Source organism: Xanthobacter sp. DMC47 (assembly GCF_056313845.1).
The window spans coordinates 1,276,316-1,298,482 of sequence record NZ_JBQUZM010000001.1 but is presented as its reverse complement, the minus strand read 5'-3'; the positions used below and the strand labels follow the sequence as shown (position 1 = coordinate 1,298,482).

20 protein-coding genes are annotated in these 22,167 nt (G+C 68.9%); 15 read left to right on the top strand and 5 right to left on the bottom strand.

Features of this window, described 5'->3' with window-relative positions; all coding sequences use genetic code 11:
* Window positions 1-16: 16 nt before the first annotated feature.
* Window positions 17-769 (bottom strand): GntR family transcriptional regulator, encoded by a 753-nt coding sequence (locus tag ACT54R_RS05985; RefSeq protein ID WP_476324520.1) that lies wholly within the window; start codon window positions 767-769, stop codon window positions 17-19.
* 223 nt (window positions 770-992) lie between these two features.
* Between ACT54R_RS05985 and ACT54R_RS05980 the strand changes: the two genes are divergently transcribed.
* The 10 genes from ACT54R_RS05980 (at window position 993) to ACT54R_RS05935 (ending at window position 10,340) form a co-directional block, all read left to right on the top strand.
* A complete protein-coding gene (locus tag ACT54R_RS05980) occupies window positions 993-2,015 on the top strand; it encodes an ABC transporter substrate-binding protein (RefSeq protein ID WP_476324518.1) in 1,023 nt (340 codons plus the stop codon).
* 90 nt (window positions 2,016-2,105) lie between these two features.
* The gene (locus ACT54R_RS05975; protein ID WP_476324516.1) at window positions 2,106-2,882 is read left to right on the top strand and encodes a succinate dehydrogenase/fumarate reductase iron-sulfur subunit; all 777 of its coding nucleotides are present in this window, start codon (window positions 2,106-2,108) and stop codon (window positions 2,880-2,882) included.
* The gene (locus ACT54R_RS05970) at window positions 2,879-3,223 is read left to right on the top strand and encodes a succinate dehydrogenase (protein WP_476324514.1); all 345 of its coding nucleotides are present in this window, start codon (window positions 2,879-2,881) and stop codon (window positions 3,221-3,223) included. Before ACT54R_RS05975 ends, ACT54R_RS05970 begins: the two co-directional genes overlap by 4 nt.
* Entirely contained in the window at window positions 3,220-3,600 is a 381-nt protein-coding gene (locus ACT54R_RS05965) for a succinate dehydrogenase, cytochrome b556 subunit (protein WP_476324512.1), read from the top strand. The genes ACT54R_RS05970 and ACT54R_RS05965 overlap by 4 nt, the downstream gene beginning before the upstream one ends.
* Window positions 3,601-3,602: 2 nt before the next feature.
* On the top strand, window positions 3,603-4,334 hold the full coding sequence (locus ACT54R_RS05960; protein ID WP_476324510.1) for a sulfite exporter TauE/SafE family protein: 732 nt from the start codon (window positions 3,603-3,605) through the stop codon (window positions 4,332-4,334).
* Window positions 4,335-4,343: 9 nt separating this feature from the next.
* On the top strand, window positions 4,344-5,216 hold the full coding sequence (locus tag ACT54R_RS05955; protein ID WP_476324508.1) for a fumarate hydratase: 873 nt from the start codon (window positions 4,344-4,346) through the stop codon (window positions 5,214-5,216).
* 14 nt (window positions 5,217-5,230) lie between these two features.
* Entirely contained in the window at window positions 5,231-5,842 is a 612-nt protein-coding gene (locus ACT54R_RS05950; protein ID WP_476324506.1) for a fumarate hydratase C-terminal domain-containing protein, read from the top strand.
* Entirely contained in the window at window positions 5,839-7,569 is a 1,731-nt protein-coding gene (locus ACT54R_RS05945) for an L-aspartate oxidase (RefSeq protein ID WP_476324504.1), read from the top strand. The genes ACT54R_RS05950 and ACT54R_RS05945 overlap by 4 nt, the downstream gene beginning before the upstream one ends.
* Window positions 7,566-9,245 carry a thiamine pyrophosphate-binding protein gene (locus tag ACT54R_RS05940; protein ID WP_476324502.1) on the top strand — a complete coding sequence of 560 codons (1,680 nt, stop codon included), beginning with the start codon at window positions 7,566-7,568 and terminating at the stop codon, window positions 9,243-9,245. The genes ACT54R_RS05945 and ACT54R_RS05940 overlap by 4 nt, the downstream gene beginning before the upstream one ends.
* A gap of 87 nt (window positions 9,246-9,332) precedes the next feature.
* Window positions 9,333-10,340, top strand: a complete 1,008-nt coding sequence (locus tag ACT54R_RS05935) for an ABC transporter substrate-binding protein (RefSeq protein ID WP_476324500.1) — start codon at window positions 9,333-9,335, stop codon at window positions 10,338-10,340.
* Between the two features lie 50 nt (window positions 10,341-10,390).
* Here the strand turns inward: ACT54R_RS05935 and ACT54R_RS05930 are convergent, their stop codons facing one another.
* The gene (locus ACT54R_RS05930) at window positions 10,391-11,365 is read right to left on the bottom strand and encodes a LysR substrate-binding domain-containing protein (protein WP_476324498.1); all 975 of its coding nucleotides are present in this window, start codon (window positions 11,363-11,365) and stop codon (window positions 10,391-10,393) included.
* Window positions 11,366-11,573: 208 nt separating this feature from the next.
* Between ACT54R_RS05930 and ACT54R_RS05925 the strand changes: the two genes are divergently transcribed.
* From ACT54R_RS05925 to ACT54R_RS05905, 5 genes are all read left to right on the top strand, one after another.
* Window positions 11,574-12,914: an MFS transporter gene (locus ACT54R_RS05925; RefSeq protein ID WP_168459511.1), complete on the top strand. Its 1,341-nt coding sequence runs from the start codon at window positions 11,574-11,576 to the stop codon at window positions 12,912-12,914.
* Window positions 12,915-12,980: 66 nt separating this feature from the next.
* Window positions 12,981-13,811 carry a phosphogluconate dehydrogenase C-terminal domain-containing protein gene (locus ACT54R_RS05920; RefSeq protein WP_476324496.1) on the top strand — a complete coding sequence of 277 codons (831 nt, stop codon included), beginning with the start codon at window positions 12,981-12,983 and terminating at the stop codon, window positions 13,809-13,811.
* Between the two features lie 90 nt (window positions 13,812-13,901).
* A complete protein-coding gene (locus ACT54R_RS05915) occupies window positions 13,902-15,146 on the top strand; it encodes a ribulose-bisphosphate carboxylase large subunit family protein (protein ID WP_476324494.1) in 1,245 nt (414 codons plus the stop codon).
* Window positions 15,143-16,519: a 3-oxo-isoapionate kinase OiaK gene (oiaK, locus tag ACT54R_RS05910; protein ID WP_476324492.1), complete on the top strand. Its 1,377-nt coding sequence runs from the start codon at window positions 15,143-15,145 to the stop codon at window positions 16,517-16,519. The genes ACT54R_RS05915 and oiaK overlap by 4 nt, the downstream gene beginning before the upstream one ends.
* A gap of 207 nt (window positions 16,520-16,726) precedes the next feature.
* On the top strand, window positions 16,727-18,817 hold the full coding sequence (locus ACT54R_RS05905; RefSeq protein WP_476324490.1) for a c-type cytochrome: 2,091 nt from the start codon (window positions 16,727-16,729) through the stop codon (window positions 18,815-18,817).
* 143 nt (window positions 18,818-18,960) lie between these two features.
* On the opposite strand, the gene ACT54R_RS05900 is transcribed toward ACT54R_RS05905, so the two are convergent.
* From ACT54R_RS05900 to dsbD, 3 genes are read right to left on the bottom strand one after another with little or no spacing between them, the layout of a single operon-like run.
* Window positions 18,961-19,638 carry a L,D-transpeptidase gene (locus ACT54R_RS05900; protein WP_476324488.1) on the bottom strand — a complete coding sequence of 226 codons (678 nt, stop codon included), beginning with the start codon at window positions 19,636-19,638 and terminating at the stop codon, window positions 18,961-18,963.
* Between the two features lie 7 nt (window positions 19,639-19,645).
* Entirely contained in the window at window positions 19,646-20,275 is a 630-nt protein-coding gene (locus ACT54R_RS05895) for a DsbA family protein (RefSeq protein ID WP_476324486.1), read from the bottom strand.
* A gap of 22 nt (window positions 20,276-20,297) precedes the next feature.
* Entirely contained in the window at window positions 20,298-22,124 is a 1,827-nt protein-coding gene (gene dsbD / locus ACT54R_RS05890) for a protein-disulfide reductase DsbD (protein ID WP_476324484.1), read from the bottom strand.
* Window positions 22,125-22,167 lie beyond the last annotated feature (43 nt).

Below are 22,167 nucleotides of genomic sequence, written 5' to 3'. Positions count from 1 at the left end.
GAAGCGCGGGCCGCCCTTACTCGAGGGCGGTCCTGTACTTGAGATGGGCGGTGAAGCTCTCTCGATATTCCACGCGCCGTCCATCGAGGGCGTGGGCGACGCGTCGCACCTCCAGAACCGGGGCGCCCGTCGCGATCCCGAGGTGCTGCGCCATGGTGCCGTCCGCCATCGCCACGCCAACCTCGTCCACGGTGCGCATGATGGTGACGCCGCAGCGCTCCTGGTAGAAGACGTACACCTCTTCCACGATATCCTCTCCGGTCTTCAGCCCCAGCGCGCCAAAGGTCTGCGCCGGCAGCGCCAGGCGCTCGTAGACCAGCGGCTGGTCCTTCTCGCTGCGGATGCGCGTGAGGGCGAGCACCTTGCCATTGGGATCAAGGTCGAGCTGACGGCGCTCCTCGGCGCTCGCCGCGCGAACGGTCTGGGTGAGGAGATGCGCCACCGGATCGAGCGGGCGTCCATCTTCATGCACGAAGCGCAGGAAGCGGAAGCGCGACTTGGCGCTGGAGTGGGGCACCACCTGCGTGCCCCGTCCGTGCTGGCGCTCCAGAAGCCCATGAATCACCAGTTCCTCGGTGGCCTTGCGGATGGTGCCGATGGACACACCGAGTTCGCCACAGAGCTGCTGCTCGCTCGGCAGGTAGCTGCCGGGCTTCCAGACACCGTCGATGATGCGCTTCAGCAGCAGGTCGCGCGTCTGCTGGTAGAGCGGCCGCGCCTCGATGGCCGCGGCCCGGGCGTTCGCGGAGGGTGTAGATTCAAATGTCATATATATGACCTAAGACTATTGACACCTGTTGCCCCGAGGGTACTCTGCCCCTGCCGACACTCAATCGGAAAATGGTCGCGCGCCGGATCGAAACCGAGCGGACACGTCATCGGCCTTCGACCCCGGAAACGAAAACAAGACCGCACGCCTTGAGCGCGCGGCCCAGGCAGCCTTGGCGTGCCGACTGCGAGGCGCCAGGGGAAATGCCACCAGGGAGAACGCAATGGGTCTCTTCTTCAAACGCGCGGCTGTGTTCGCCGCCGCAGCGCTTGCCCTCGTTCCGTTGTCGCTCGCCACAGGGGCGGCGCGTGCGGAAACCGGGACGGTCCGCCTCGCCAAGCAGTTCGGGATCTCCTATCTGCCGATGACGGTGATGGAAGAGCTGAACCTCATCGAGAAGCAGGCGAGCGCCAAGGGCCTCGCGCTCAAGACCGAATGGCTGCGCTTCACCGGCGGCTCGGGCATGAACGAGGCCCTTATCTCGGGCAATCTGGATATCGCCGCCGGCGGCGTCGGGCCGATGCTCACCATCTGGGCCCGCACCCGCGGCAACCTGAAGGTGAAAGGCATCGCGGCGCTGAACGCCATGCCGCTCTACCTCGTTTCGGTGAACCCGAACGTGAAGACCATCAAGGACTTCACCTCCACCGACAAGATCGCCCTGCCGGCGGTGAAGACCTCCATCCAGGCGGTGACGCTGCAGATGGCCGCCGAGCAGGCGTTCGGCGCGGGCCAGCAGAACAAGCTGGATTCCCTCACCGTTTCCATGGGCCACCCGGACGCCCAGCTCACCATGATGGGCGGCAAGTCCGAGGTCACCGCGCATTTCGGCTCCTCTCCCTTTCAGGAGCTGGAACTGAAGGACCCGCGCGCCCACAAGGTGCTGGACAGCTATCAGGTGCTCGGCGGGCCGCACACCTTCAACGTCATCTGGACCACCGAGAAGTTCGCCTCCGAGAACCCCAAGGCCCTCGCCGCCGTCCTCGCCGCGCTGGAAGAGGCCAATGCCCTGATCCGCAAGGATCCCGCCGCCATGGCTGCGCTGTGGATCAAGGCCGAGGGCTCCAAGATGAGCGTGGACGAGGCGGTGGCCATCATCAAGGCGCCGGAAAACGAGTGGACCACCACCCCAAAGAAGGTGCTGTCCTATCTCGATTACATGCACCGGGCCGGCCTCGTCGGTGCCACCACAAAGGACTGGAAGGACATCTTCTTCCCCGCCATCCACGGTGCGCCGGGCGGCTGAGCATCGCCTCGGCCGGCGCGCGGTCATCGCGCGCCTTCCCGTCGCGGGCGGCAGCCTGCGGCGTCTCAAGAAGCCTTCAGGACGAACGACATGACGAGCACGAGCCAGAACGGGCGGACGGCGGAAGCGCCGGCCGAGGAGACCCTGCGCGTCCGCGTGTGGCGCGGCCAGGCGGATGGAGCCTTCGAGGACTTCGAGGTGCCGCGCCGCGCCAGCCAGACCGTTCTCGACGTGGTGACCGAGATCCAGCGGGCGCAGGACCCGACGCTCTCCTACCGCTTCGCCTGCCGGGTCGGAATGTGCGGCTCCTGCGCGATGGTGGTGAACGGCCGGCCGCGCTGGACCTGCCGCACCCGCGTTTCCGAGGCCCTGGACGGTGACGTCCTCGTGCTGGAACCCCTGCGCAACCTGCCGATCGTCAAGGACCTGACGGTCGACATGGTCCCCTTCTTCGAGAAATGGCGCGACGCCCAAGGAGCCTTCGAGCCGGGCGAGGCGCCCCCTGCCGATTTCGCCCAGGTGCGGCCCGACAGTCCGAAGCGGAGGGCCGCCGACGCTGGCGTCGAGTGCATCAATTGCGGCGTGTGCTACTCCGCCTGCGATGTCGTGGCCTGGAACAAGGATTATCTCGGCCCGGCCGCCCTCAATCGCGCCTGGACGCTGGTGAATGACGAACGCGACCGGGGCAACCCGGCGCGGCTCGCCGCGGTGTCCGGGGACGTGGGCTGCCACTCCTGCCACAGCCACATGAGCTGCACCGAGTTCTGTCCCAAGGATCTGGCGCCCACCTACGCCATCGCCGGCCTCAAGCGCGCCACCGCGCCCTCGCCGATCGGCCGCCTCCTCGCGCTGCTGGGGAAGTCATGAATCCTCTTCTCTACATGGCCCAACGCGGCACGGCCGCGGTGCTGGCGGTCGCGGTGGCGGTGCATCTCGCCACCATGGTGCACGCGGTGCGCGGAGGGCTCAGCGCGGCGGAGATCCTGTCGCGCACGGCGGGCAACGGCTGGTTCCTCGCCTTCTATTGTGCCTTCGTTTGCGCCGCTGCCATTCACGCCCCCATCGGCCTGCGCAGCGTGATCCGCGAATGGACCGGCTGGCGCTCGCGCTCCCTCGATATCGTCATGCTGGCCTTCGCGGCCGCCATCGTCGTGCTCGGCCTGCGCGCGGCGCTGGCGGTCTATCACCCCGGAGGGATGCTGCCGTGAAGCCGTCCGCCTTCTCCGCCGCGACCCGTCCGGGGCTGCGCGAGGCCTCCCACCTGAAGCCGGGCTTCATCGCGGCGCTGCTCCATCGCCTGTCGGGCGTGGCGCTGGCGGTGTTTCTGCCCATGCATTTCATCGCGCTCGGAACCGCGCTCTCGGGCGCCAACGCGCTCGACAGCTTCCTGGCTGTCACCCACAGCCCGCTCGTAAAGATCGCCGAATGGGGCCTCGTCAGCGCCCTTGCGGTGCATATGGCCCTTGGCCTCCGGGTGCTCGCCATCGAGTGGTTCTCGTTCCGCGGCCATACCGCCGGCGTGGTGGCGGGCGCCATCGCGGCCGGGCTCGCCGTGGGCCTCCTCTTCCTGCTGAGCGGGTGGTGAGCATGCTCGGCATTCCGCTCGCCACCCTGTCCGTGCTCTGGGCCGGCGCTTTTCTCGGCGCGCTGGCCGCGGGCGGGGCAGGCTTTGCCTTCGCTCTCGCCGCCTCCGCCATCTGGCTGCACGCGCTCGACCCGATCCAGACGACCGCGCTCATCGTCGCCTGCGGCAGCATCCTGCATCTCACGCTGGTCTGGCCGATCCGCCGGTCTATCGACGGCGTGCGCCTCGCCCCCTTCCTCGTGGGCGCGCTGGTGGGGGTGCCGCTCGGGGTGCTGGTGCTCACGGCGGTGAACCCCGCCCCGCTGAAGCTCGCTCTGGGCCTCGGCATGGCGGCCTATGCCCTCTACGCCCTCCTTGCTCCACGCCTTCCGGTGATCGTCGCCGGTGGCCGGTGGGCCAATGCGGGCATCGGCTTCGTGGGCGGCATCCTTGGTGGGCTCGGGGGGTATTCGGGGGTCGTTCCCACCATCTGGACCCAGCTGCGCGGCTGGCCGAAGGAGGTGGCGCGCGGGGTGTACCAGCCCTTCATCCTGTTCGCGCATGTGGTGACGCTGGCTGCTGTCGGGGTGGTGGGCATCGACGGGCGCTCCTGGCTGCTCATCGTCCTGGCCCTGCCGCCGCTCGCCGTCGGCGCCGTGCTCGGCCTCCAGATCTACGGCCGCCTGAACGAGAAGGCATTCAAGCAGATGCTGTCGCTGATGATCCTGCTCTCGGGTCTGGCGCTGGTCTTCTAGGAGCATCCCATGGACCTCAACCTCGACGAAGTCGAAAAGATCTGCGCCGACCTCTATCTGCGCGCGCTCCAGTTGCTGCCGCCGGACATCAAGGCCGGCTTCTCGGAGCTGCAGCGCACGGAAACGGATGCGACCGGCCAAGCCATCCTCGGCACCATGGTGGAGAACATCAAGGTCGCCGAGCGCACCCGCAACATCCTGTGCCAGGACACCGGCATCCCCATCTACAACATCACCATCGGCCGCAACGTGACCTTCGACGGGGCAGGGCTGAAGGAGGCGGTGCGCCGCGGCGCGGCGCGCTCGACCAAGGAAAACTCCCTGCGCTCGTCGGTGGTGCATCCCATCACCCGCAAGAATGACCAGAATTCCTGCGGCATCCGCGTGCCGGTGATCCACATCGACTTCGACAACCGGGAGGAGACCGTCTCTATCGAGATGATCCCCAAGGGTTCGGGCTCGGAAAACGGTTCGTTCCTCAAGATGCTGCTGCCCTCGGACGGCATCACCGCCGTGAAGCGCTTCGTCGTCGACCGGGTGATCGAGCTGGGCGGCCGGGTGTGCCCGCCCACCATCGTGGGCGTCGGCATCGGCGGCACCTCGGACCTGTGCATGCACCTCGCCAAGATCGCCGCGACCCGTCCCCTGCGCACGGTGTGCGAGGATGCCGAAGGCGCGAAGATCGAGGCCGAGCTGTCCCGCGCGGTGAACGAATTGGGCATTGGGCCGCAGGGCCTCGGCGGACGATCCACGTCCTTCGCCGTCCATGTGGAGGTCGCCGCGACCCACATCACCCAGAACCCGGTGGCAGTGAACATCCAGTGCCATTCCGCCCGCCGCGCGCGGGCCACCTTCACCCCCGGCGGCATCGCCTTCAGCTGATCCGGAGCGCTACGATGGCCCACCATGTCCTTGAAATGCCGGTTGATGCCGATCAGGTCCGCGCCCTGAAGGTCGGCGATACGGTGACGCTCCAGCGCACCCTGTTCGGCATCCGCGACGCGACGCAGATCCACATGTTCGACCGGGGCCGCACCACATGCCTCGATCTCAAGGGACACGCGGTGATCCACACCGCGCCCAACGTGCACCGGGTGGAGAAATCCCCCGCCGCACCCGCCGGCTACACGCCCTTCTGCATCGGCACCACCACCTCCATGCGCATGGAGCGCTTCACCCGCCCGCTCATGGAGCGGGAAGGGGTGCGCCTCATCGTCGGAAAGGGCGGCATGGGTCCGGCGACGCTGGAGGCCTTCCGCGAGCTGGGCGGCGCCTATCTCGCCATCGTCGGCGGGGCGGCGGCGCTGGAGACCACGTGGATCGAGGAGATCGAGGACGTGGACATGGACGACCTCCACCCCGAGAGCCTCTGGAAATTCCGCATCCGCGATTTCGGGCCGCTGCTGGTGGGCATGGACGCCCATGGCGGCTCGCTTTTCGCCCAGGTACAGGCTGATGTCGCCGCCCGCAGGGACGCGGTGCTGGCCGGCATCGGAGCCTCCGAATGACGCCCGCCGTCGCGGTCCGCGAGACGGACGTCCTCATCCTCGGCTCGGGCGGGGCCGGCCTGTTCGCCGCGCTTCACACCAAGAAGTCCGCGCCCGATCTGGACGTGACGGTGGCGGTGAAGGGCCTCATCGGCAAATGCGGCTGCACCCGCATGGTCCAGGGCGGCTACAACGTGGCGCTCGCCCCCGGCGACAGTGTCGAGCGCCATTTCATGGACACGGTGGAAGGCGGCAAGTGGCTCAACGACCAGGATCTCGCCTGGACGCTGGTGACGCAGGCGCAGGTGCGCATCCGCGAGCTGGAGACCGAGCTCGGCTGCTTCTTCGACCGCAATCCGGATGGGACCGTCCACCAGAAGGCCTTCGCCGGCCAGACCTTCGACCGCACGGTGCACAAGGGCGACCTCACCGGCATCGAGATCATCAATCGCCTCATGGAGCAGGTGTGGCGGCGCGATGTGAACCGCATGGAGGACCACCGCGCCCTCGACCTCATCCCCGCAGCCGATGGCTCGGGCCTCGCCGGGGTGCTCATGCTGGACATGCGCACGGGCGTTCCGGTGCTGGTGAAGGCGCGCGCGGTGCTGCTCGCCACCGGCGGCGGGCCGACCATGTACAAGTATCACACCCCCTCCGGCGACAAGTCCTGCGACGGGCTCGCCATGGCCCTGCGGGCCGGCCTTGCGCTGCGCGACATGGAGATGGTGCAGTTCCACCCCACCGGCCTCCTCGCCGGCCCCGGCACGCGCATGACGGGCACCGTGCTGGAGGAGGGGCTGCGCGGCGCCGGTGGCTGGCTCACGGACCGCACCGGTGCGCGTTTCATGCATCTCTATGACCCGCGTGGCGAGCGGGCCACCCGCGACATCGTCAGCCGCTCCATCATGCGCCGGATCCGCGACGGCTACGCCACGGCCCATGGCGGCGTGAATATCGAGATGGCGCACCTCGGCCCCGACCATGTGCGCAAGACCTTCAAGGGCATGGTGGAGCGCTGCGCCGATTGCGGCTTCGACCTCGCCGGAGGGCGGGTGGAGGTGATCCCCACCGCTCATTACATGATGGGCGGCGTTGTGTTCGGCGGAAATTGCGGCACCGCGATGCCTCGTCTCTACGCGGCCGGTGAGGATACGGGCGGCGTGCACGGCGCCAACCGCCTCGGCGGCAACGGGGTGGCCAACTCCACCGTATTTGGCGGCATCGCCGGCGATGCCATGGCGCGAGAGGTGGAGCGCGGGCGCGCCCTCGCCGATCCCGATCCGGCGGCCCTGGAACACGCGCTGGAGCGCGCCTTCTCGCCGCTGGGCCGCGACGCGCGCGAACTGCCCGCCATTCGCGAGGCACTCTACGAAGCCATGTGGGATGACGTGGGCATTTTGCGCACCGCGCAGGGGCTGAAGCGTGCGCAGGCGACGCTGGGCAGCCTCGCCGATGCCGTCTCCCGCGCCGGCGCGCCTGATGGGGATCGCCGCTACAACCTCACCTGGATGGACCGCCTGAACCTCGAGAATCTGGTGCTCGTCAGTCAGGTCATCACCGCCGCGGCGCTCGCCCGCGAGGATAGCCGAGGCGCCCATTTCCGCGAGGACTTTCCCGAGACCTCGGACCTTGATACCTCGCGCTACACGCTGGTGCGGCAGGAGGCGGGCCGCCTCGACATTTCCACGGCCGCGGTGGCCTTCACCCGCGTCGCGCCCGGCCAGAGCCTGCTGAAAGACGTCGCATGAGCCCCGCACCCGCCCACCCTGCCGCCGCCCCTCTCCCCGCCGCGGCGCAAGATCTCGCCCCGCGCGGCGCGGACCTCGTTGTCCGCGCGCTTGAGGCGCATGGGGTGACGCGCATCTTTTCCCTGTCCGGCAACCACATCATGCCGGTCTATGATGCGCTGCTGGAGACGGATATCGCCCTTGTCCACGTGCGTCAGGAAGCGGCGGCGGTGCATATGGCGGATGCCCATGCGCGCTTGACCGGTGAGGTCGGGGTGGCGCTCGTCACCGGCGGGCAGGGCCTGTCCAACGGCGCGGCCGCTTTGTTCACGGCGCTCGGGGCGGAATCCCCGGTGCTTCTGCTGTCCGGCCAGGCCGGCATCGGCGAATTGGGACGCGGCGCCTTTCAGGAGATGGATCAGGCGGCGGTCGCACGGCCCATGGCCAAGGCCTCGTGGATGGTGGAGAGCGCCGAAGCGCTCGGCGCCGACATCGCACGGGCCATCCGCATCGCGCGAGAGGGGCGGCCCGGCCCCGTTCATCTCGCGCTGCCGGTGGATCTTCTGGAGCAGCGGCTGGCTGCATCGCAGCCGACCGTGACGATCAAGGAGGCACGCACCTCGACGGATGCCGAAGCCATCGCAGCACGTCTCGCGGCGCTGCTTGAGACTGCGGACCGCCCCCTCATCCTGTGCGGCCCCGCGCTCTGCACGCCGTCAGGACGACAAGCCATGGCGCGGCTCGAAGCCGCCACGGGCGTGCCGGTGATCGGCATGGAGAGCCCGCGCGGGGTGAACGATCCCGGCCTTGGCGCCTTTGCCGAACTTCTGGCCGAGGCAGACCTCGTGCTGCTGCTCGGCAAGGCGCTGGATTTCACGCTGAAGTTCTGCGCGCCACCTACGGTGGCGGCGTCCTGCCGCTTCGCGGTGGTGGATGCGGACCCGGACCTTCTGGCGCGTGCGGCGAAGGCGAAAGGTGCGCTCCTTGTGGAGCGCGTGGAAGCGGAGGTCGGCCGCGTGCTCGCCGCCATCGCCGCATCCCCGCCGGCCGCGGCTGCGGTCCGTGGATCCTGGCTGGCGCAGGTGAAAGAGGCGCTGGCCTTCGTGCCGGCGGCCTGGGCGAGCGCGCGGGCGGCCTCGGGCCGTATCCACCCGGTAGAGCTATGCGCCGCGGTGCGCGACTTCCTCGCCCGCCATCCCGATGGGACGCTCGTCTGCGATGGCGGCGAGATCGGCCAGTGGCCGCAAGCCATCGTCAAGACGCAGAACCGCATCATCAACGGCGTTTCCGGCACGATCGGCGCCTCCATTCCCTTCGCCATCGCCGCCCGGCTCGCACGGCCGGAGGCGCCGGTCGTGGCGGTGATGGGCGACGGCACCTTCGGCTTTCACATGGCGGAATTCGACACGGCGGTGCGCGTCGGCGCGCCCTTCATCGCGGTCATCGGCAACGACGCCCGCTGGAACGCCGAGCACCAGATTCAGCTGCGCACCTATGGCGCCGAGCGCACCCGCTACTGCGATCTGCTGCCCACCCGCTACGACGAGGTGGTGCGGGCGCTGGGTGGATATGGCGCCCTCGTCACCGATGCTGCCGACCTGCCGGACGCTCTCGCCGAGGCCCACGCGAGCGGGCTTGCCGCAGCGATCAACGTGATGATCGAGGGCGTTCCCGCTCCGGTCATCCGGCGCGGCTGAGCCTCAGGCCGACCAAAACCCGATCCGGGCATCAGACCCGGCGACGCTCGGACGACGGGCGAGGAAACGCAGACGGAGGGCTCAAGGATGATGGCACTGAAATGGAAAACGGCTGCCGCGCTCGTGCTGCTCGCCGCAATGACGTCGGTCGCGGCGGCCGAGGTGGACAACGTGACCATCGCCCGACAGCCGAGCCTCGGCCATCTGCCGCTGATGATCATGGAAGACCGAGGCCTGCTGGAAAAGGAGGCGGCGGCGCGCGGCGTGGCGAACCTGAAGACCCGCTACATCAAGCTCGCCGGTGGCGCGGCGATGAATGATGCCCTGCTGTCCGGCGCCATCCAGTTCGCCGCCGGGGGCGTCCCGCCCCTGGTGCTGTTGTGGGCCAAGACCAAGGACGGCTCCAATCCCGTCAAGGCGGCGGCGGCCATGAACTCCATGCCGCTCCTGCTCAATACGTCCAATCCCAATGTGCGTTCGCTGAAGGACTTCACGGCGAAGGACAAGATTGCCCTGCCGGCCGTGAAGGTTTCGGTGCAGGCCATGTTCCTGCAGATGGCCGCAGAGAAGGAGCTGGGCCCGGATCGCCGCAACGACCTCGACAAACTGACCGTGACGCTCTCCCATCCGGACGGCATGGCGGCGCTGCTAGCCGGCAACGAGGTGACCGCCCATTTCACTGCCGCGCCCATCCAGGAGCTGGAACTCAGGAAACCTGGCGTGCACACGGTGCTCAACACTTTCGACGTGCTGGGCCAGCCGTCCACCTTCAACGTGGTTTGGACGACGACGCGTTTCGCCAACGACAATCCGAAAATCTATGCCGCCTTCTTCGCGGCGCTCGAAGAGGCCATTGCCATCATCAACCGCGACAAGTCAGCCGCGGCCCGGGACTATGTCCGCCTTGCCGGCGACGGCAGCGAAGTGGCGCTCATCGAGGGCATCCTGAACGATCCCCAGGTGACCTTCACCACCACCCCGCAGGCCATCCAGAAATATGCGGACTTCATGACCCGCACCGGCATGATCACCGCCACGGCGCAGAGCTGGAAGGACCTCTTCCTGCCGAACGTGCATGGCAAACCGGGAAGCTGACGCTGGCATCACGGGCTGCGGCACCTCCGTGTCGATTACCTGGGCCGTAGTCACGTGACGGTTCGATCCACCTCGGGCTGAAGCGCGAGCCGGCCGGTCGATGCGTCGGCGCCGTTAGCGCCCGGTTGCGGCGGCGCGCCGAAGGTGGCCATCTCGCCCACCAGCCAGGCTTCCAATGCTCTCAGCTCCGCGCGGATGGCGGCCTGCGGCGAAATCCACAGCCGGAGGTGGCGGGCGCCGGGCGTGAAGCCGAACGGCGCCACCAGCCGGCCCGACTGGAGTTCGCTCAACGCCAGCATGTGCGGCACCACCGCCACGCCAAGGCCGCAGGCGGCCGCCTGTATCAGCAGATAGAAATGATCGAAGCTGCGCGACGCCTTGAGCGCGAGACCGCCGTGGCCGGTCGCCTGCGCCCAGTCCCGCCACGCCTCCGGCCGGGTGTTCGTGGCCAGCAGGTGCGCCTGCGCCAGGTGGTCCGGCGTCGCCAGCGGCATGGCGGCAAGATAATCCGGCGCGCAGACCGGGCCGATCCACTCTGCCCCCAGTTCACGGATGATGGCGTCGCGCGGCGGCGGGATGGTGGAGGAGCGGATCGCCAGCGAGATGTTGTCGCGGCTGAAATCCACCTTGTCATAATTCATGTTCAGCTCCACCTGCACGTCCGGATTGCGGCGGTGGAAGCTGGCCATGCGCGGGATGAGCCAGCACAGCATGATTGAGGCCGAGCAGGACAGGGTCAGCGGCCCCGGCCGCACCCGCTCCAGCGTGGAATGGATCACCCCGAACGCGGTCGTCAGCCCCTCCGCGAGCCGCTGGCCCTCGGGCGTCGGATCGGTGGCGCTGCCCCGCCGCGCCAGTAATTGCACGCCGAGGGTCGCCTCAAGGGCCTTCACGTGCCGGCTCACCGCGCCGTGCGTTACGCACAATTCCTCCGCCGCTCGGCTCATGCTCCGGTGCCTGGCCGTGGCCTCGAATGCGCGCAGCGCTACCAGTGATGGCAACGGGTGGCTCGGCTGCTGGGACATCGGCGGATTGCTCCGGGTTCGCTGCGATGCAGCATCGGGAATGTGAGTTTAACTCACAGCGGTCAGACAACAAATCGATTGTTTCCCGGGCCTCGCGGCGCGTAATGGCTATCGTCCAGCTCCCATCGCCCGCACCACGGGCGAGGCCGGGAGCCCAAGATCAAGAATGCGCAGACGCCAATCCATCTGCCTTATCTGGGAGAAAACCATGCCTGAGCCCGAGGTGTCGGCCGTCGAGCGGTCGGCGATCAGCAAGGTCTGCTGGCGGCTGGCGCCGTTCATCGGCCTGATGTTCTTCATCAACTTCCTCGACCGGACCGCCGTGTCGTTCGCCGGACCCAACGGCATGACGAAGGACCTCGGCCTGAACGCAGCGCAGTTCGGCTTCGCCGCGGGCATCTTCTTCCTCGGCTACATCCTCCTCGAAGTGCCGAGCAACCTTGCGCTCCACAAGTTCGGCGCGCGGCGCTGGCTTGCCCGCATCATGGTCACCTGGGGCATCGTCGCCCTGCTGTTCACCTGGGTGAGCAGCGTGGAAGGGCTCTATTTCCTGCGCTTCCTGCTGGGCGTGGCGGAGGCCGGCTTCTTCCCCGGCGCAATCCTCTATCTCAGCATGTGGGTGCCGGCGCGCCACCGCAACAAGGTGCTGGCGCTGTTCTATGTGGCGCAGCCGCTCACCATCGTCATCGGCGCCCCCTTCGCCTCGGCGCTCATCGGCGCCGACGGGCTCATGGGCCTCGCGGGCTGGCGCATCATGTTCTTCGGCGTCGCCGTGCCGGCCATCGTGGTGGGCGTGATCGCGTGGTTCTACCTCGTGGACAAGCCGGCCGACGCCAAGTGGCTCACGGCCGCCGAGCGCACCTGGCTGACCACTGAACTCGCCAAGGAAGACAAGGCCAAGTCCGGCGCCCACAACATCCTCGCCTCCGGTGCGCTGCTGAACGGGCGCGTTTGGATTCTGTCCCTCGTCTACTTCGGCCTCATCTATGGCCTGTATGCGCTGGCCTTCTTCCTGCCCACCATCATCTCCGGCTTCGAGGCCCAGTTCGGCTCTAAGTTCAGCGTGATGCAGAAGGGCTACATCACCGCCATTCCCTATCTGCCGGCGGCGTTCGCCCTGGTGCTGTGGAGCCGGCAGGCGGCGAAGACCGGCGTGAAGCCGTGGCATGTGGGCCTGCCTGCCCTGGTCGGCGCCCTCTCCATCCCGGTGGCGCTCTACATGAGTTCGCCGGCGACGACGGTGGCGGTCATCACGGTCACGGCCTGCGCCATCTTCTCGGCGCTGCCCAACTTCTGGGCCATCCCCGCCCGCTTCCTGTCCGGCGCGGGCGCTGCGGCGGGCATCGCCCTCATCAACACGGTCGGCAACGCGGCGGGCTTTGCGGCACCTTTCATCACCGGCTGGGTGAAGGACGCCACCGGCTCGTTCCAGGCGGCGATGCTGCTGGTCGGCGGCTTCATGCTTCTCTCGGCCGTGCTCACGCTGGTGGTGGCACGGCAGGGTGATAGCGTCGCCGACGGCAGCGCGGCTCCGGCGCGCTCGGCCTGACGGCGCCACAGGACAAACGCAGGGGCCGGCCCCGCCGGCCCCGATGAAGACGACGGGAGAAACATGATGGATGCGAAGATCGCGCTGTTCGGCGCCGGCGGAAAGATGGGCGTGCGCCTGTCCAAGAACCTCGCCAAGACGGACTTCCGCGTGGCCCATGTGGAGGTCAGCGAGGTCGGCCACAAGCGGCTCAAGGACGAGGTGGGCGTGGACTGCACCGAGGTGGACGCCGCCCTCGACGGTGCCGACGTGGTGATCCTCGCCGTGCCGGACACGCTCATCGGCAAGGTCTCCCACGCCATCTCGCCCAAGCTGAAGGCGGGCACCATGGTGATGCTGCTGGACGCCGCGGCGCCCTTCGCGGGTCATCTGCCGGAGCGGGCGGACCTCGTCTACTTCGTCTCGCACCCTTGCCATCCCTTGATTTTCAACGATGAGACCACCGAGGAAGGCCGGCGCGACTATTTCGGAGGCGTGGCGGCGAAGCAGTCCATCACCTCCGCGCTGATGCAGGGGCCGGACGAAGCCTTTGCCTTGGGCGAGGCGGTGGCGAAGGCCATCTACGCCCCCATCCTGCGCTCCTATCGCCTGACCGTCGAACAGATGGCGATCCTGGAGCCGGGCCTGTCCGAGACCATCTGCGCCACCCTGCTCGATGTCATGCGCGAAGCCATGGACGAGACGGTGCGGCGGGGGGTGCCGGCGGAGTGCGCGCGGGACTTCCTTCTCGGCCACATGAACATCCTTGCGGCGGTGACGTTCAAGGAAATTCCGGGCATGTTCTCAGATGCTTGCAACAAGGCCATCCAGTTCGGCAAGCCGCGGCTGATGCGGGACGACTGGCTCAAGTGCCTGGACAATGACGAGATCGCCGAGAGCATCCGCCGCATCACCTGAGCGGCGCCGGCTGCCCCGAGAGCCCGACCGATTCCTCAACGAAGGCAATGGGTTGGGCTCACCCGAAAGACGACCTTGGGAACCCGTGTGATGAGCGATCGTGTCCATGCCACCTACTGGATGGAGACCGGGGGCGACCCGGCCCGGACGGCGGAGGTCATCGCCGGGGAGCAGTCGAGCGGCACCTTCGTGGCGCTCGCCACCGAGACGGCCGAGCTGAAGCAGCGCTCGGGCGCAAAAGTCGAGCGTCTTGAGATACTTGACGTGGTGGACCGGCCCAGCCTGCCGGGCGCCATGGCGTCCGATCGCTACACGAGGGCGACGCTCGAACTGTCCTGGCCGGTGGAGAATTTCGGCCCCTCCCTGCCGAACCTGATGTCCACCATCGCCGGCAATCTGTTCGAGTTACACCAGGTTTCCGGTCTGCGTATCACCGGCCTTCAGCTGCCATTCGGGTTCACGTCAGCTTTCAAGGGTCCGGCCTTCGGCATTTCCGGCACCCGGCGCCTCGCCGGTGTCTCGGAAGGACCCATCATCGGAACCATCATCAAGCCCTCCATCGGCCTCACGGCGGAGGAGACGGCGCAGCAGGTGCGCGAGCTGATCGCCGGCGACATCGACTTCATCAAGGACGACGAACTGCAGGCCGATGGCGGCCGTTGCCCGTTCGAGGAGCGGGCGCGGGCGGTGATGCGGGTGGTGAACGATGCGGCCGACCGGCGCGGCCGCAAGGTGATGGTGGCCTTCAACATCACCGGCGACCTGGACGAGATGCGCCGCCGCCATGACCTGGTGCTGGAGCTGGGGGGCACCTGCGTGATGGTGTGCCTCAATTCCATCGGCCTCGTGGGGGTGCGGGAGATCGCCCGCCATGCCCAGCTGCCCCTTCACGGCCACCGCGCCGGCTGGGGCACACTCTACCGCGCCCCGGCGCTGGGGTGGGACTATGCCCCCTGGCAGCAGCTCTGGCGCCTCGCCGGGGTGGACCACCTGCATGTGAACGGGCTCTACAACAAGTTCTCCGAGAGCAACGAGAGCGTCATCGCCGCCGCCCGTGCGGTGCTGTCGCCCCTCAACGACACGGCCCCCATGGAGGCCATGCCGGTCTTCTCCTCCGGCCAGACGGGGCGGCAGGCGGCCGAGACCTATGCCGCCATCGGCTGCGCCGACCTCATCCACACGGCAGGCGGGGGCATCTTCGGCCATCCCGCCGGCGTGCCGGCCGGCGTCGAGGCGCTTCGGGCGGCGTGGCGGGCGGCCATGGCGGGCGCGAGCCTCGAGGACGAGGCGAGCCGCAACACCGCGCTGAAGACCGCGCTCGGCTTCTGGCGATGACTTCGGGGACCAAGACCGGGGCGGCGCTGCCGGAGGGGCTGCTCCTCGCCTATTACGGCGACGACTTCACCGGCTCCACCGATGCGCTGGAGGCGATCACGGCGGCCGGCGTGCCCGCGGTGCTGTTCCTGCGCCCGCCCACGGACGACATGCGCGCCCGCTTTCCGCAGGCGCGGGCCATCGGCCTTGCCGGCTCCTCGCGTGGGCGCTCGCCGGAGTGGATGGACAAGGAGCTGCCGCCGCTCTTCGCCCGCCTCGCGGGGCTGGGCGCGCCGGTGCTGCACTACAAGGTGTGCTCCACCTTCGATTCCGCGCCCCATGTGGGCTCCATCGGCCGCGCCATCGATCTCGGGGTGAAGCAGATGGGCGGCGGTTGGTCGCCCATGGTGGTGGGCGTGCCGCGCCTCGGCCGCTACCAGATGTTCGGCAATCTGTTCGTGACCTGGAACGGCACCACCTACCGGCTCGACCGCCACCCCACCATGTCGCGCCATCCGGTGACGCCCATGGACGAGGCCGACCTCGCCCGTCACCTGTCGCGCCAGACCGACCGGCGCATGGCGCTCATCGATCTCGCCGAAATCCGCGCCGGCAAGGCGCAGGTGCGCTGCGCGGCGGTGCAGGGCGATGACACGCCCGTGGTGCTCATCGACGTGATGGATGAGGACACGCTGGTGGAGGCGGGGCGGCTCATCTGGGAGAACCGCGGCGACGGCCTGTTCTCCGCCTCCTCCTCCGGCCTGCAATATGCCCTTGCCGCCTATTGGCGCAGCCTCGGCCTGCTGCCGCAGACCCCCGGCCTGCCCAAGGCGGTGTCTGTGGAGACCATCGCCGTGGTCTCGGGAAGCTGCTCGCCGGTGACGGCGGCCCAGCTCGCTCACGCCCGGGCCGCCGGCTTCCACACGGAGCGGCTGGACCTCTCCCGCGCGCTCTCCGACGCCCATCCGGAGGCGGAAATCGCCCGTGCCGTCGCAACGGCCATGGATGCGCTGTCGCGCGGCCAGAGCCCCGTCGTCTACAGCGCCGAGGGGCCGGACGATCCGGCCGTCGCCGGCTTTGACGCCACCGCCGCCGTGGCCAGCCTTTCCCGTGCCGATGCGGCGCGGCGGGTGGGCACCGTGCTGGCGGAGATCATGCGCCGCATCGTGGAGAGCGGAGCGGTGCGGCGGGTGATGGTGGCGGGCGGCGATAGTTCCGGCGAGGTGATGGAGGCGCTCAACATCTTCGCCCTCGACATCGTCGCCGGCCTCGCTCCCGGCGCGCCCCTCTGCCGGGCCTGGTCGGACGACCCGCTCTACGACGGGCTGGAACTGGTGCTGAAGGGCGGCCAGATGGGTCCCACCGACTTCTTCCCCATGGTGCGCGACGGCTGAAGCAGCGTTGCGCCTGAGGATAACCTCAAGACCGGAATTCCACAGTTGCGGTGCGTCAATGCTGCGTCGCACCCTCCGTCTAGGGTCTTCTTGCGGGACTTGAAAAGCAGAGCAAAGAGCGGCTGCGCAGGGCCGGGGAGCGCCGAGGGCGCTTCTCCGGGCGAGCGCGTTTGCCCTTCGCGTTCTGCGACGTGAGGAGGTCGTTCCATGAACGACGCGAGTACGATCCGGCGCGCGCCGCGATTGAAGAAACTTGCCGCCGCCGCAGCCGGCGTCGTCGTGGTCGGGGCAGCCGTGTTCTGGTGGGTCGTGACCCCGCCGCGCATCGATGAAGGTGGCCGCACCCGGCCGCAGGCGGCGGCCCCGGAGCTGGTGGCCCGGGGCAAGTACATCGCCGAACTGGGCGACTGCGTCGCCTGCCACACCAAGGCGGACGGACAGCCCATGGCCGGCGGGCGCGGGCTGGAGACGCCGTTCGGCATGCTCTATTCCACCAACATCACGCCCGATCCGAAGACCGGTATCGGCCGCTATAGTTTCGGTGCCTTCGATCGGGCCATGCGCAAGGGCGTGACCGCCGACGGCACCCACATGTACCCGGCCATGCCGTACCCGTCCTATGCGAAGATGTCGCCGGACGACATGTATGCGCTCTACGTCTACCTCATGAAGGGCGTGGCGCCGGTGGACAGCCCCAACCGGCCGTCCGGCATCGGCTTCCCCTTCAACCAGCGCTGGACGCTCGCCTTCTGGAACCAGATGTTCCTCGAAAGCCACCCCTTCGTCGCGGACGCGAACAAGGGTGACGTGTGGAACCGCGGCGCCTATCTGGTGCAAGGCCTCGGCCATTGCGGCGCCTGCCACACGCCGCGCGGCATCGGCTTCCAGGAACTCGCCATGGGCGATGCGGGTGGCAGCGGCGACAAGTTCCTCTCGGGCTCGAAGGTCGAGGAATGGAACGCGGTCAACCTGCGCGGCCTTGGCGATGTGGATGACACGGTGGAGCTGCTGAAGACCGGCCAGAACCGCTTCGGCACCGTTTCCGGCTCCATGACGGAGGTGATCCACAACTCCACCCAGAACTTCACCGACGCCGACCTCGTGGCCATTGCCACCTATCTCGGCGGTCTGCCCACCGACCAGCCCCGGGCGCACCGCCCGGCGACGCCGGACACGGGCGTGCCTGCGGCCATGTTCACCACCCGGGGCGGGCTCGCCTACGCCCAGTTCTGCGCCGATTGCCATCGCCTCAACGGCGCCGGCGTCGCCAAGGTGTTTCCGCCGCTCGCCGGCAATCCCACCGTGACGGCGAAAGACCCCTCGACGCTCGTTCACATCACCCTCACCGGCTGGGCAACGGCGCAGACGCAGGCGCATGCCCGTGTCTTCACCATGCCCGGCTTCGCCCGGCTGGGCGACGAGGAGATCGCCGACATCCTCACCTTCGTCCGCGCCAGCTGGGGCGAGAATGCCGCGCCGGTCAAGGCCGCGCAGGTGAAGGGGGCGCGGGCCACGCTCGATCCGAAGGTGGACACCCGGCCGTTCGACACGCCGCGCATCGCGGACGTGCTCAATGAGTCGAATGCGGCTCAATTGGTGCGCGGCATGCGCCTCAACACCGAGACGCACACCCTGCTGCCGAAGAATGTGGGCAACGTGCTGAACTGCTCCAGCTGCCACCTCAATGCCGGCACGGTGGCCGACGGTTCGCCCTATGTGGGCGTCTCCGCCTTCTTCCCGAGCTACGCGCCCCGGGCCGGGCGGGAGATCACGCTGGAAGACCGCATCAACGGCTGCTTCCTGCGCTCCATGAACGGCAAGCCGCTGGCCAAGGACGGCGACGACATGAAGGCCATGGTCGCCTATTTCGACTGGATGAAGCGGGAGACCAAGCCCGAGGACAAGGTGGAGGGCCGCGGCGTCGGCAAGATCAGCCCGCAGATCAAGCCGGATACGGAGAACGGCGCCAAGGTCTACGCCGCCCAGTGCGCCGTCTGCCACGGGTCGAACGGGGAGGGCATCAAGGACGCCGCCGGCGCCTTCGTCTATCCCCCGCTCTGGGGCGACCAATCCTTCAACATCGGCGCAGGCATGGCGCGCACCTACACAGCGGCGGCGTTCGTGAAGCGCAATATGCCCATCGGCTTCCACGGCGGCTTCCCGCTGGGCCAGGGCGGCCTCACCGACCAGGAGGCGGTGGACGTGGCCGAATACTTCAGTCACATGCCGCGGCCGGACTTCGCCCCCAAGGTGAACGACTGGCCGAAGGACAAGAAGCCGGCGGACGCCCGCTACTGACCCCCTGAAACAACGAGCGCCCGGACCGTGCAGGGTCCGGGCGCTCGCGCATCCCCCCGTCGCGGGACAATGGACGGGGTGGAAAGGGGATGGGTTGGTGCGTTGCGTTGCCTTCGCTCAAGCGCCGCGCAGGCTTCGAGACCTCAGACGGGAAGCACCACCACCTTCGTGCCGTTGGGCACGCGGCGGTACAGGTCGATCACGTCCTGGTTCATCATGCGGATGCAGCCAGAGGAGACCGCCTCGCCGATGGTCCAGGGCTCGTTGGTGCCGTGGATGCGGTAGAGCGTGTCCTTGCCGTCCTTGAACAGATAGAGCGCGCGGGCGCCCAGCGGATTGGTCTCGCCGCCGGCCATGCCGCCGGTCCAGGGGCGATACTTGGCGGGCTCGCGCGCGATCATCGCGTCGGTGGGTCGCCAGCTCGGCCATTCGCGCTTGTTGCCCACATTCGCCGTGCCGGAGAATTCCAGCCCTTCGCGGCCGACACCCACACCGTAGCGCAGCGCCTTGCCGTTCTCCTGCACGAGGTAGAGGAAGCGGTTCTTCGGATCGACCACCAGCGTGCCCGGCTCCTGTCCGGCGGGGGCCGCCACCAGTTGGCGAACGTTGCGCGGCTTGATGTCGTCCGGGTCGGCGGCGGGAATGCGGAAGCCGCCGTCCTCCAGCGCGCCATAGCGCGCGGCATCGGCCGGGGCAACGCGTGGCGCCTTCACCGGCATCTCCTCCTGTGTGGTCACGCAGGCGCCAAGGGCCAGCGGCAGGACGAGGGTGGTGAAGAGACCGCGGCGGGACAGCAGGGGGGATGCGGGAAGGGAATCCAAGGCCAGCTCACTCCCCTGCGGTCTGGCGGCGGCGGGCTTCGGCCACCGCGCGCTTGAAGCTGGCATAGTCGAGGGTGGAGGCGAGCAGGGGGCCGACCAGATAGGTGGGCGTGCCGCTGAGGCCGAGGGAATCCGCCTGCGCGGCGTTGCGCTTCAGGAGCGCGCCGATGTCCGCAATGTGCGCCTTCAGATCCGCCATCAGCCGGTCGAGATCGACGCCCGAGCCGGCCACCGCCTTCAGCATGGTCGGCTCGTCGATGCGGCGGCCGGGGATCGACATCAGCGCGTTGTGGACGATTTCGTAGCGGCCCTGATAGGTCGCCGTGAGGGCCAGCTGCGCGCCGTAGACCGAAGCCTCGGTGAGCACCGGCCAGTCCTTGTAGACGAGGCGGATGTGCCCGTCCTCCTTCACCACGCGGGCGAGGTCGGGCGCCGATTTCTTGCAGAAGGGGCAGTTGTAGTCGAGGAAGGCGACGATGGTGACGTCGCCCTCCGCATTGCCGAACGTAGGCGCGGCCGGGTCGCGGAGGATGGCGTTGACATCTACGCCTTCCGCCCGTGCCCCGCCTGCGTCCGCCAACGCGGCCGGCACGAGCGCCGTGAGCGCGGCGATGCGGATGAAGTCCCGGCGTCGCATGGATCGTCCTTCGGTCATGGGGTCAGAGGCCCGCTTCAGTGGCGAGGTGGTCGATGTCGGCGCGGGTCAGCGCGCCCACGCGGCGCGATCCCGGCACCTCGCGGCCGGTGGGATCGAGGAGGAACAGGGTCGGCGGGCCGATCACCTGGTAGCGGCCCATGAGGGCCTGCGCGCCGTCGCCATACCGGGTCACGTCCACGGCGATGCGGTCCAGCCCGGACAGGCGCGCGGCTGCGGCCAGCTCGGCCATCGTCGCCTCGTTGGACTTGCAGACCGTGCACCAGTCGGCGGTGAAGGAGACAAGGGTGGGGCGGCCGTCCTGACCGGCGGCGGCGAGCGCCTGCGTCAACGCCGCGGGAGACGACACCCGCACCTCCCGTGCCTCCGCAGTGGCCGGGCGAACCGGCGCGGCGAGGAAGGCGAGGGGCTGCAGGGGATCGCGCGCACCACCGGCCGCGCCGACCAGCAGCAGGAGGCCACCCGCCACGGCGGCGATGCCCGCCGTCTTGCCGATCCGGCGCCCGGCACTGGCGTCGGCGGTGAGCGCATCGAAGCCGCCGGCGAACACGCCGAGGCCGATGGCGAGAAGGCCGTAGAGGGCGAGGCCGGCGGCGTCGGGCAGCACGCGCGCCGCAAGCCACGCTGCGATGGCGAGGAAGAGCACGCCGCAGCCCTGCTTGATGGCGAGAAGCCAGCGTCCCGAGCGGGGCAGGATCTGCGCGCCGAACGCGCCCACCGCCACCAGAGGCGCCGCCATGCCGAGGCCCAGCATGAACAAGGCGGAGCCGCCGCGCGCGGCATCCCCCGTCTGAGCCGCATAGAGCATGGCGGCGGCGAGCGGCGGCGTCACGCACGGCCCCACCACCAGCGCCGAGGCGAAGCCGAGCCCCGCCGCGCCCGCGATGGAGCCCCTTCCGCCCGTCGGCAGCCGCGCGGCCAGCGCGGAGGGGACAGCGAGATCGGCGAGGCCGAACATGGCGCCGGCCAGCCCGGCGAACACGGCGGCCATCAGCCCGATGGCCCATGGCGTCTGCAGCGCCGCCTGGAGGTTGGCCCCGGTCCAGGCGGCCGCCATGCCGAGCACGCCATAGGCGGCCGCCATGGCCACACCATAGGCTCCGGACAAGGCGAGGCCACGGGCCGGTGTCGGCTTCGCTCCGCCGCCCGCGAGGATGCCGGAGAGGATCGGCAGCATGGGGAAGACGCAGGGCGTGAAGGCGAGCAGCAGGCCGAGGCCGAAGAAGGCTCCAAGCAGGGGCAGCAGTCCCCGCTGGAACAGCGCATCCATGGCGGCTGGCTGGGCGGCAGGCTGCGCTGGGACCTCAGACGCTGCGGCCGGGGAGACGGCGGTCGCCGGTTGCTCAACGGGCGCGGCTTCGACGCGCGGCGGAGCGGCGGTGATGGCGAGTGTCGCGAGATCCACCCGCCGTGTCACGGCGGGGTAGCAGATGCCCCGCTCGGCGCAGCCCTGGAAGGAGATGTCCAGCGCCCCCGTCGCCGGCAGGCCGGTGGCCTCGGCCGTCACCGAGCGGTGATAGACGTCCACCGGCCCGAAGTTGGGATCGTCCTTCTCCTCGCCCGGCGGCAAGGCGAGGGGCACGGATGCACCCCCCATCCCGGCCTTCAGGCTTTCGCGATAGAGATAGGTGCCCGGCGCGATACGCCAGCTCAGGGACAGCCCGCCGTCCGTCCCTCGTGTCGCCGAGACGGTGAAGGCCTCGTCCCCCTTGAGGATGCGGCCCTGAGCCAGAGCGGGGGCGGAGCTGATGGCCGACAGCACGGCCAGCGCCAGCACGGCGCGCGGACGGCGGAGGTACGACAGGGGAGGGCGGAGCGTGTTCGCGACCATGACCGCTCCCTCGGATGCCTACCTTAAGCGGGCCTTAAGGTCG

Excerpts from the sequence above, each read along its gene's own strand:
- ACT54R_RS05985 (WP_476324520.1), bottom strand. The coding sequence starts at position 769 with ATGACATTTGAATCTACACCCTCCGCGAACGCCCGGGCCGCGGCCATC.
- ACT54R_RS05980 (WP_476324518.1), top strand. The coding sequence starts at position 993 with ATGGGTCTCTTCTTCAAACGCGCGGCTGTGTTCGCCGCCGCAGCGCTT.
- ACT54R_RS05975 (WP_476324516.1), top strand. The coding sequence starts at position 2,106 with ATGACGAGCACGAGCCAGAACGGGCGGACGGCGGAAGCGCCGGCCGAG.
- ACT54R_RS05970 (WP_476324514.1), top strand. The coding sequence starts at position 2,879 with ATGAATCCTCTTCTCTACATGGCCCAACGCGGCACGGCCGCGGTGCTG.
- ACT54R_RS05960 (WP_476324510.1), top strand. The coding sequence starts at position 3,603 with ATGCTCGGCATTCCGCTCGCCACCCTGTCCGTGCTCTGGGCCGGCGCT.
- ACT54R_RS05955 (WP_476324508.1), top strand. The coding sequence starts at position 4,344 with ATGGACCTCAACCTCGACGAAGTCGAAAAGATCTGCGCCGACCTCTAT.
- ACT54R_RS05950 (WP_476324506.1), top strand. The coding sequence starts at position 5,231 with ATGGCCCACCATGTCCTTGAAATGCCGGTTGATGCCGATCAGGTCCGC.
- ACT54R_RS05945 (WP_476324504.1), top strand. The coding sequence starts at position 5,839 with ATGACGCCCGCCGTCGCGGTCCGCGAGACGGACGTCCTCATCCTCGGC.
- ACT54R_RS05940 (WP_476324502.1), top strand. The coding sequence starts at position 7,566 with ATGAGCCCCGCACCCGCCCACCCTGCCGCCGCCCCTCTCCCCGCCGCG.
- ACT54R_RS05935 (WP_476324500.1), top strand. The coding sequence starts at position 9,333 with ATGATGGCACTGAAATGGAAAACGGCTGCCGCGCTCGTGCTGCTCGCC.
- ACT54R_RS05930 (WP_476324498.1), bottom strand. The coding sequence starts at position 11,365 with ATGTCCCAGCAGCCGAGCCACCCGTTGCCATCACTGGTAGCGCTGCGC.
- ACT54R_RS05925 (WP_168459511.1), top strand. The coding sequence starts at position 11,574 with ATGCCTGAGCCCGAGGTGTCGGCCGTCGAGCGGTCGGCGATCAGCAAG.
- ACT54R_RS05920 (WP_476324496.1), top strand. The coding sequence starts at position 12,981 with ATGGATGCGAAGATCGCGCTGTTCGGCGCCGGCGGAAAGATGGGCGTG.
- ACT54R_RS05915 (WP_476324494.1), top strand. The coding sequence starts at position 13,902 with ATGAGCGATCGTGTCCATGCCACCTACTGGATGGAGACCGGGGGCGAC.
- oiaK (WP_476324492.1), top strand. The coding sequence starts at position 15,143 with ATGACTTCGGGGACCAAGACCGGGGCGGCGCTGCCGGAGGGGCTGCTC.
- ACT54R_RS05905 (WP_476324490.1), top strand. The coding sequence starts at position 16,727 with ATGAACGACGCGAGTACGATCCGGCGCGCGCCGCGATTGAAGAAACTT.
- ACT54R_RS05895 (WP_476324486.1), bottom strand. The coding sequence starts at position 20,275 with ATGCGACGCCGGGACTTCATCCGCATCGCCGCGCTCACGGCGCTCGTG.
- dsbD (WP_476324484.1), bottom strand. The coding sequence starts at position 22,124 with ATGGTCGCGAACACGCTCCGCCCTCCCCTGTCGTACCTCCGCCGTCCG.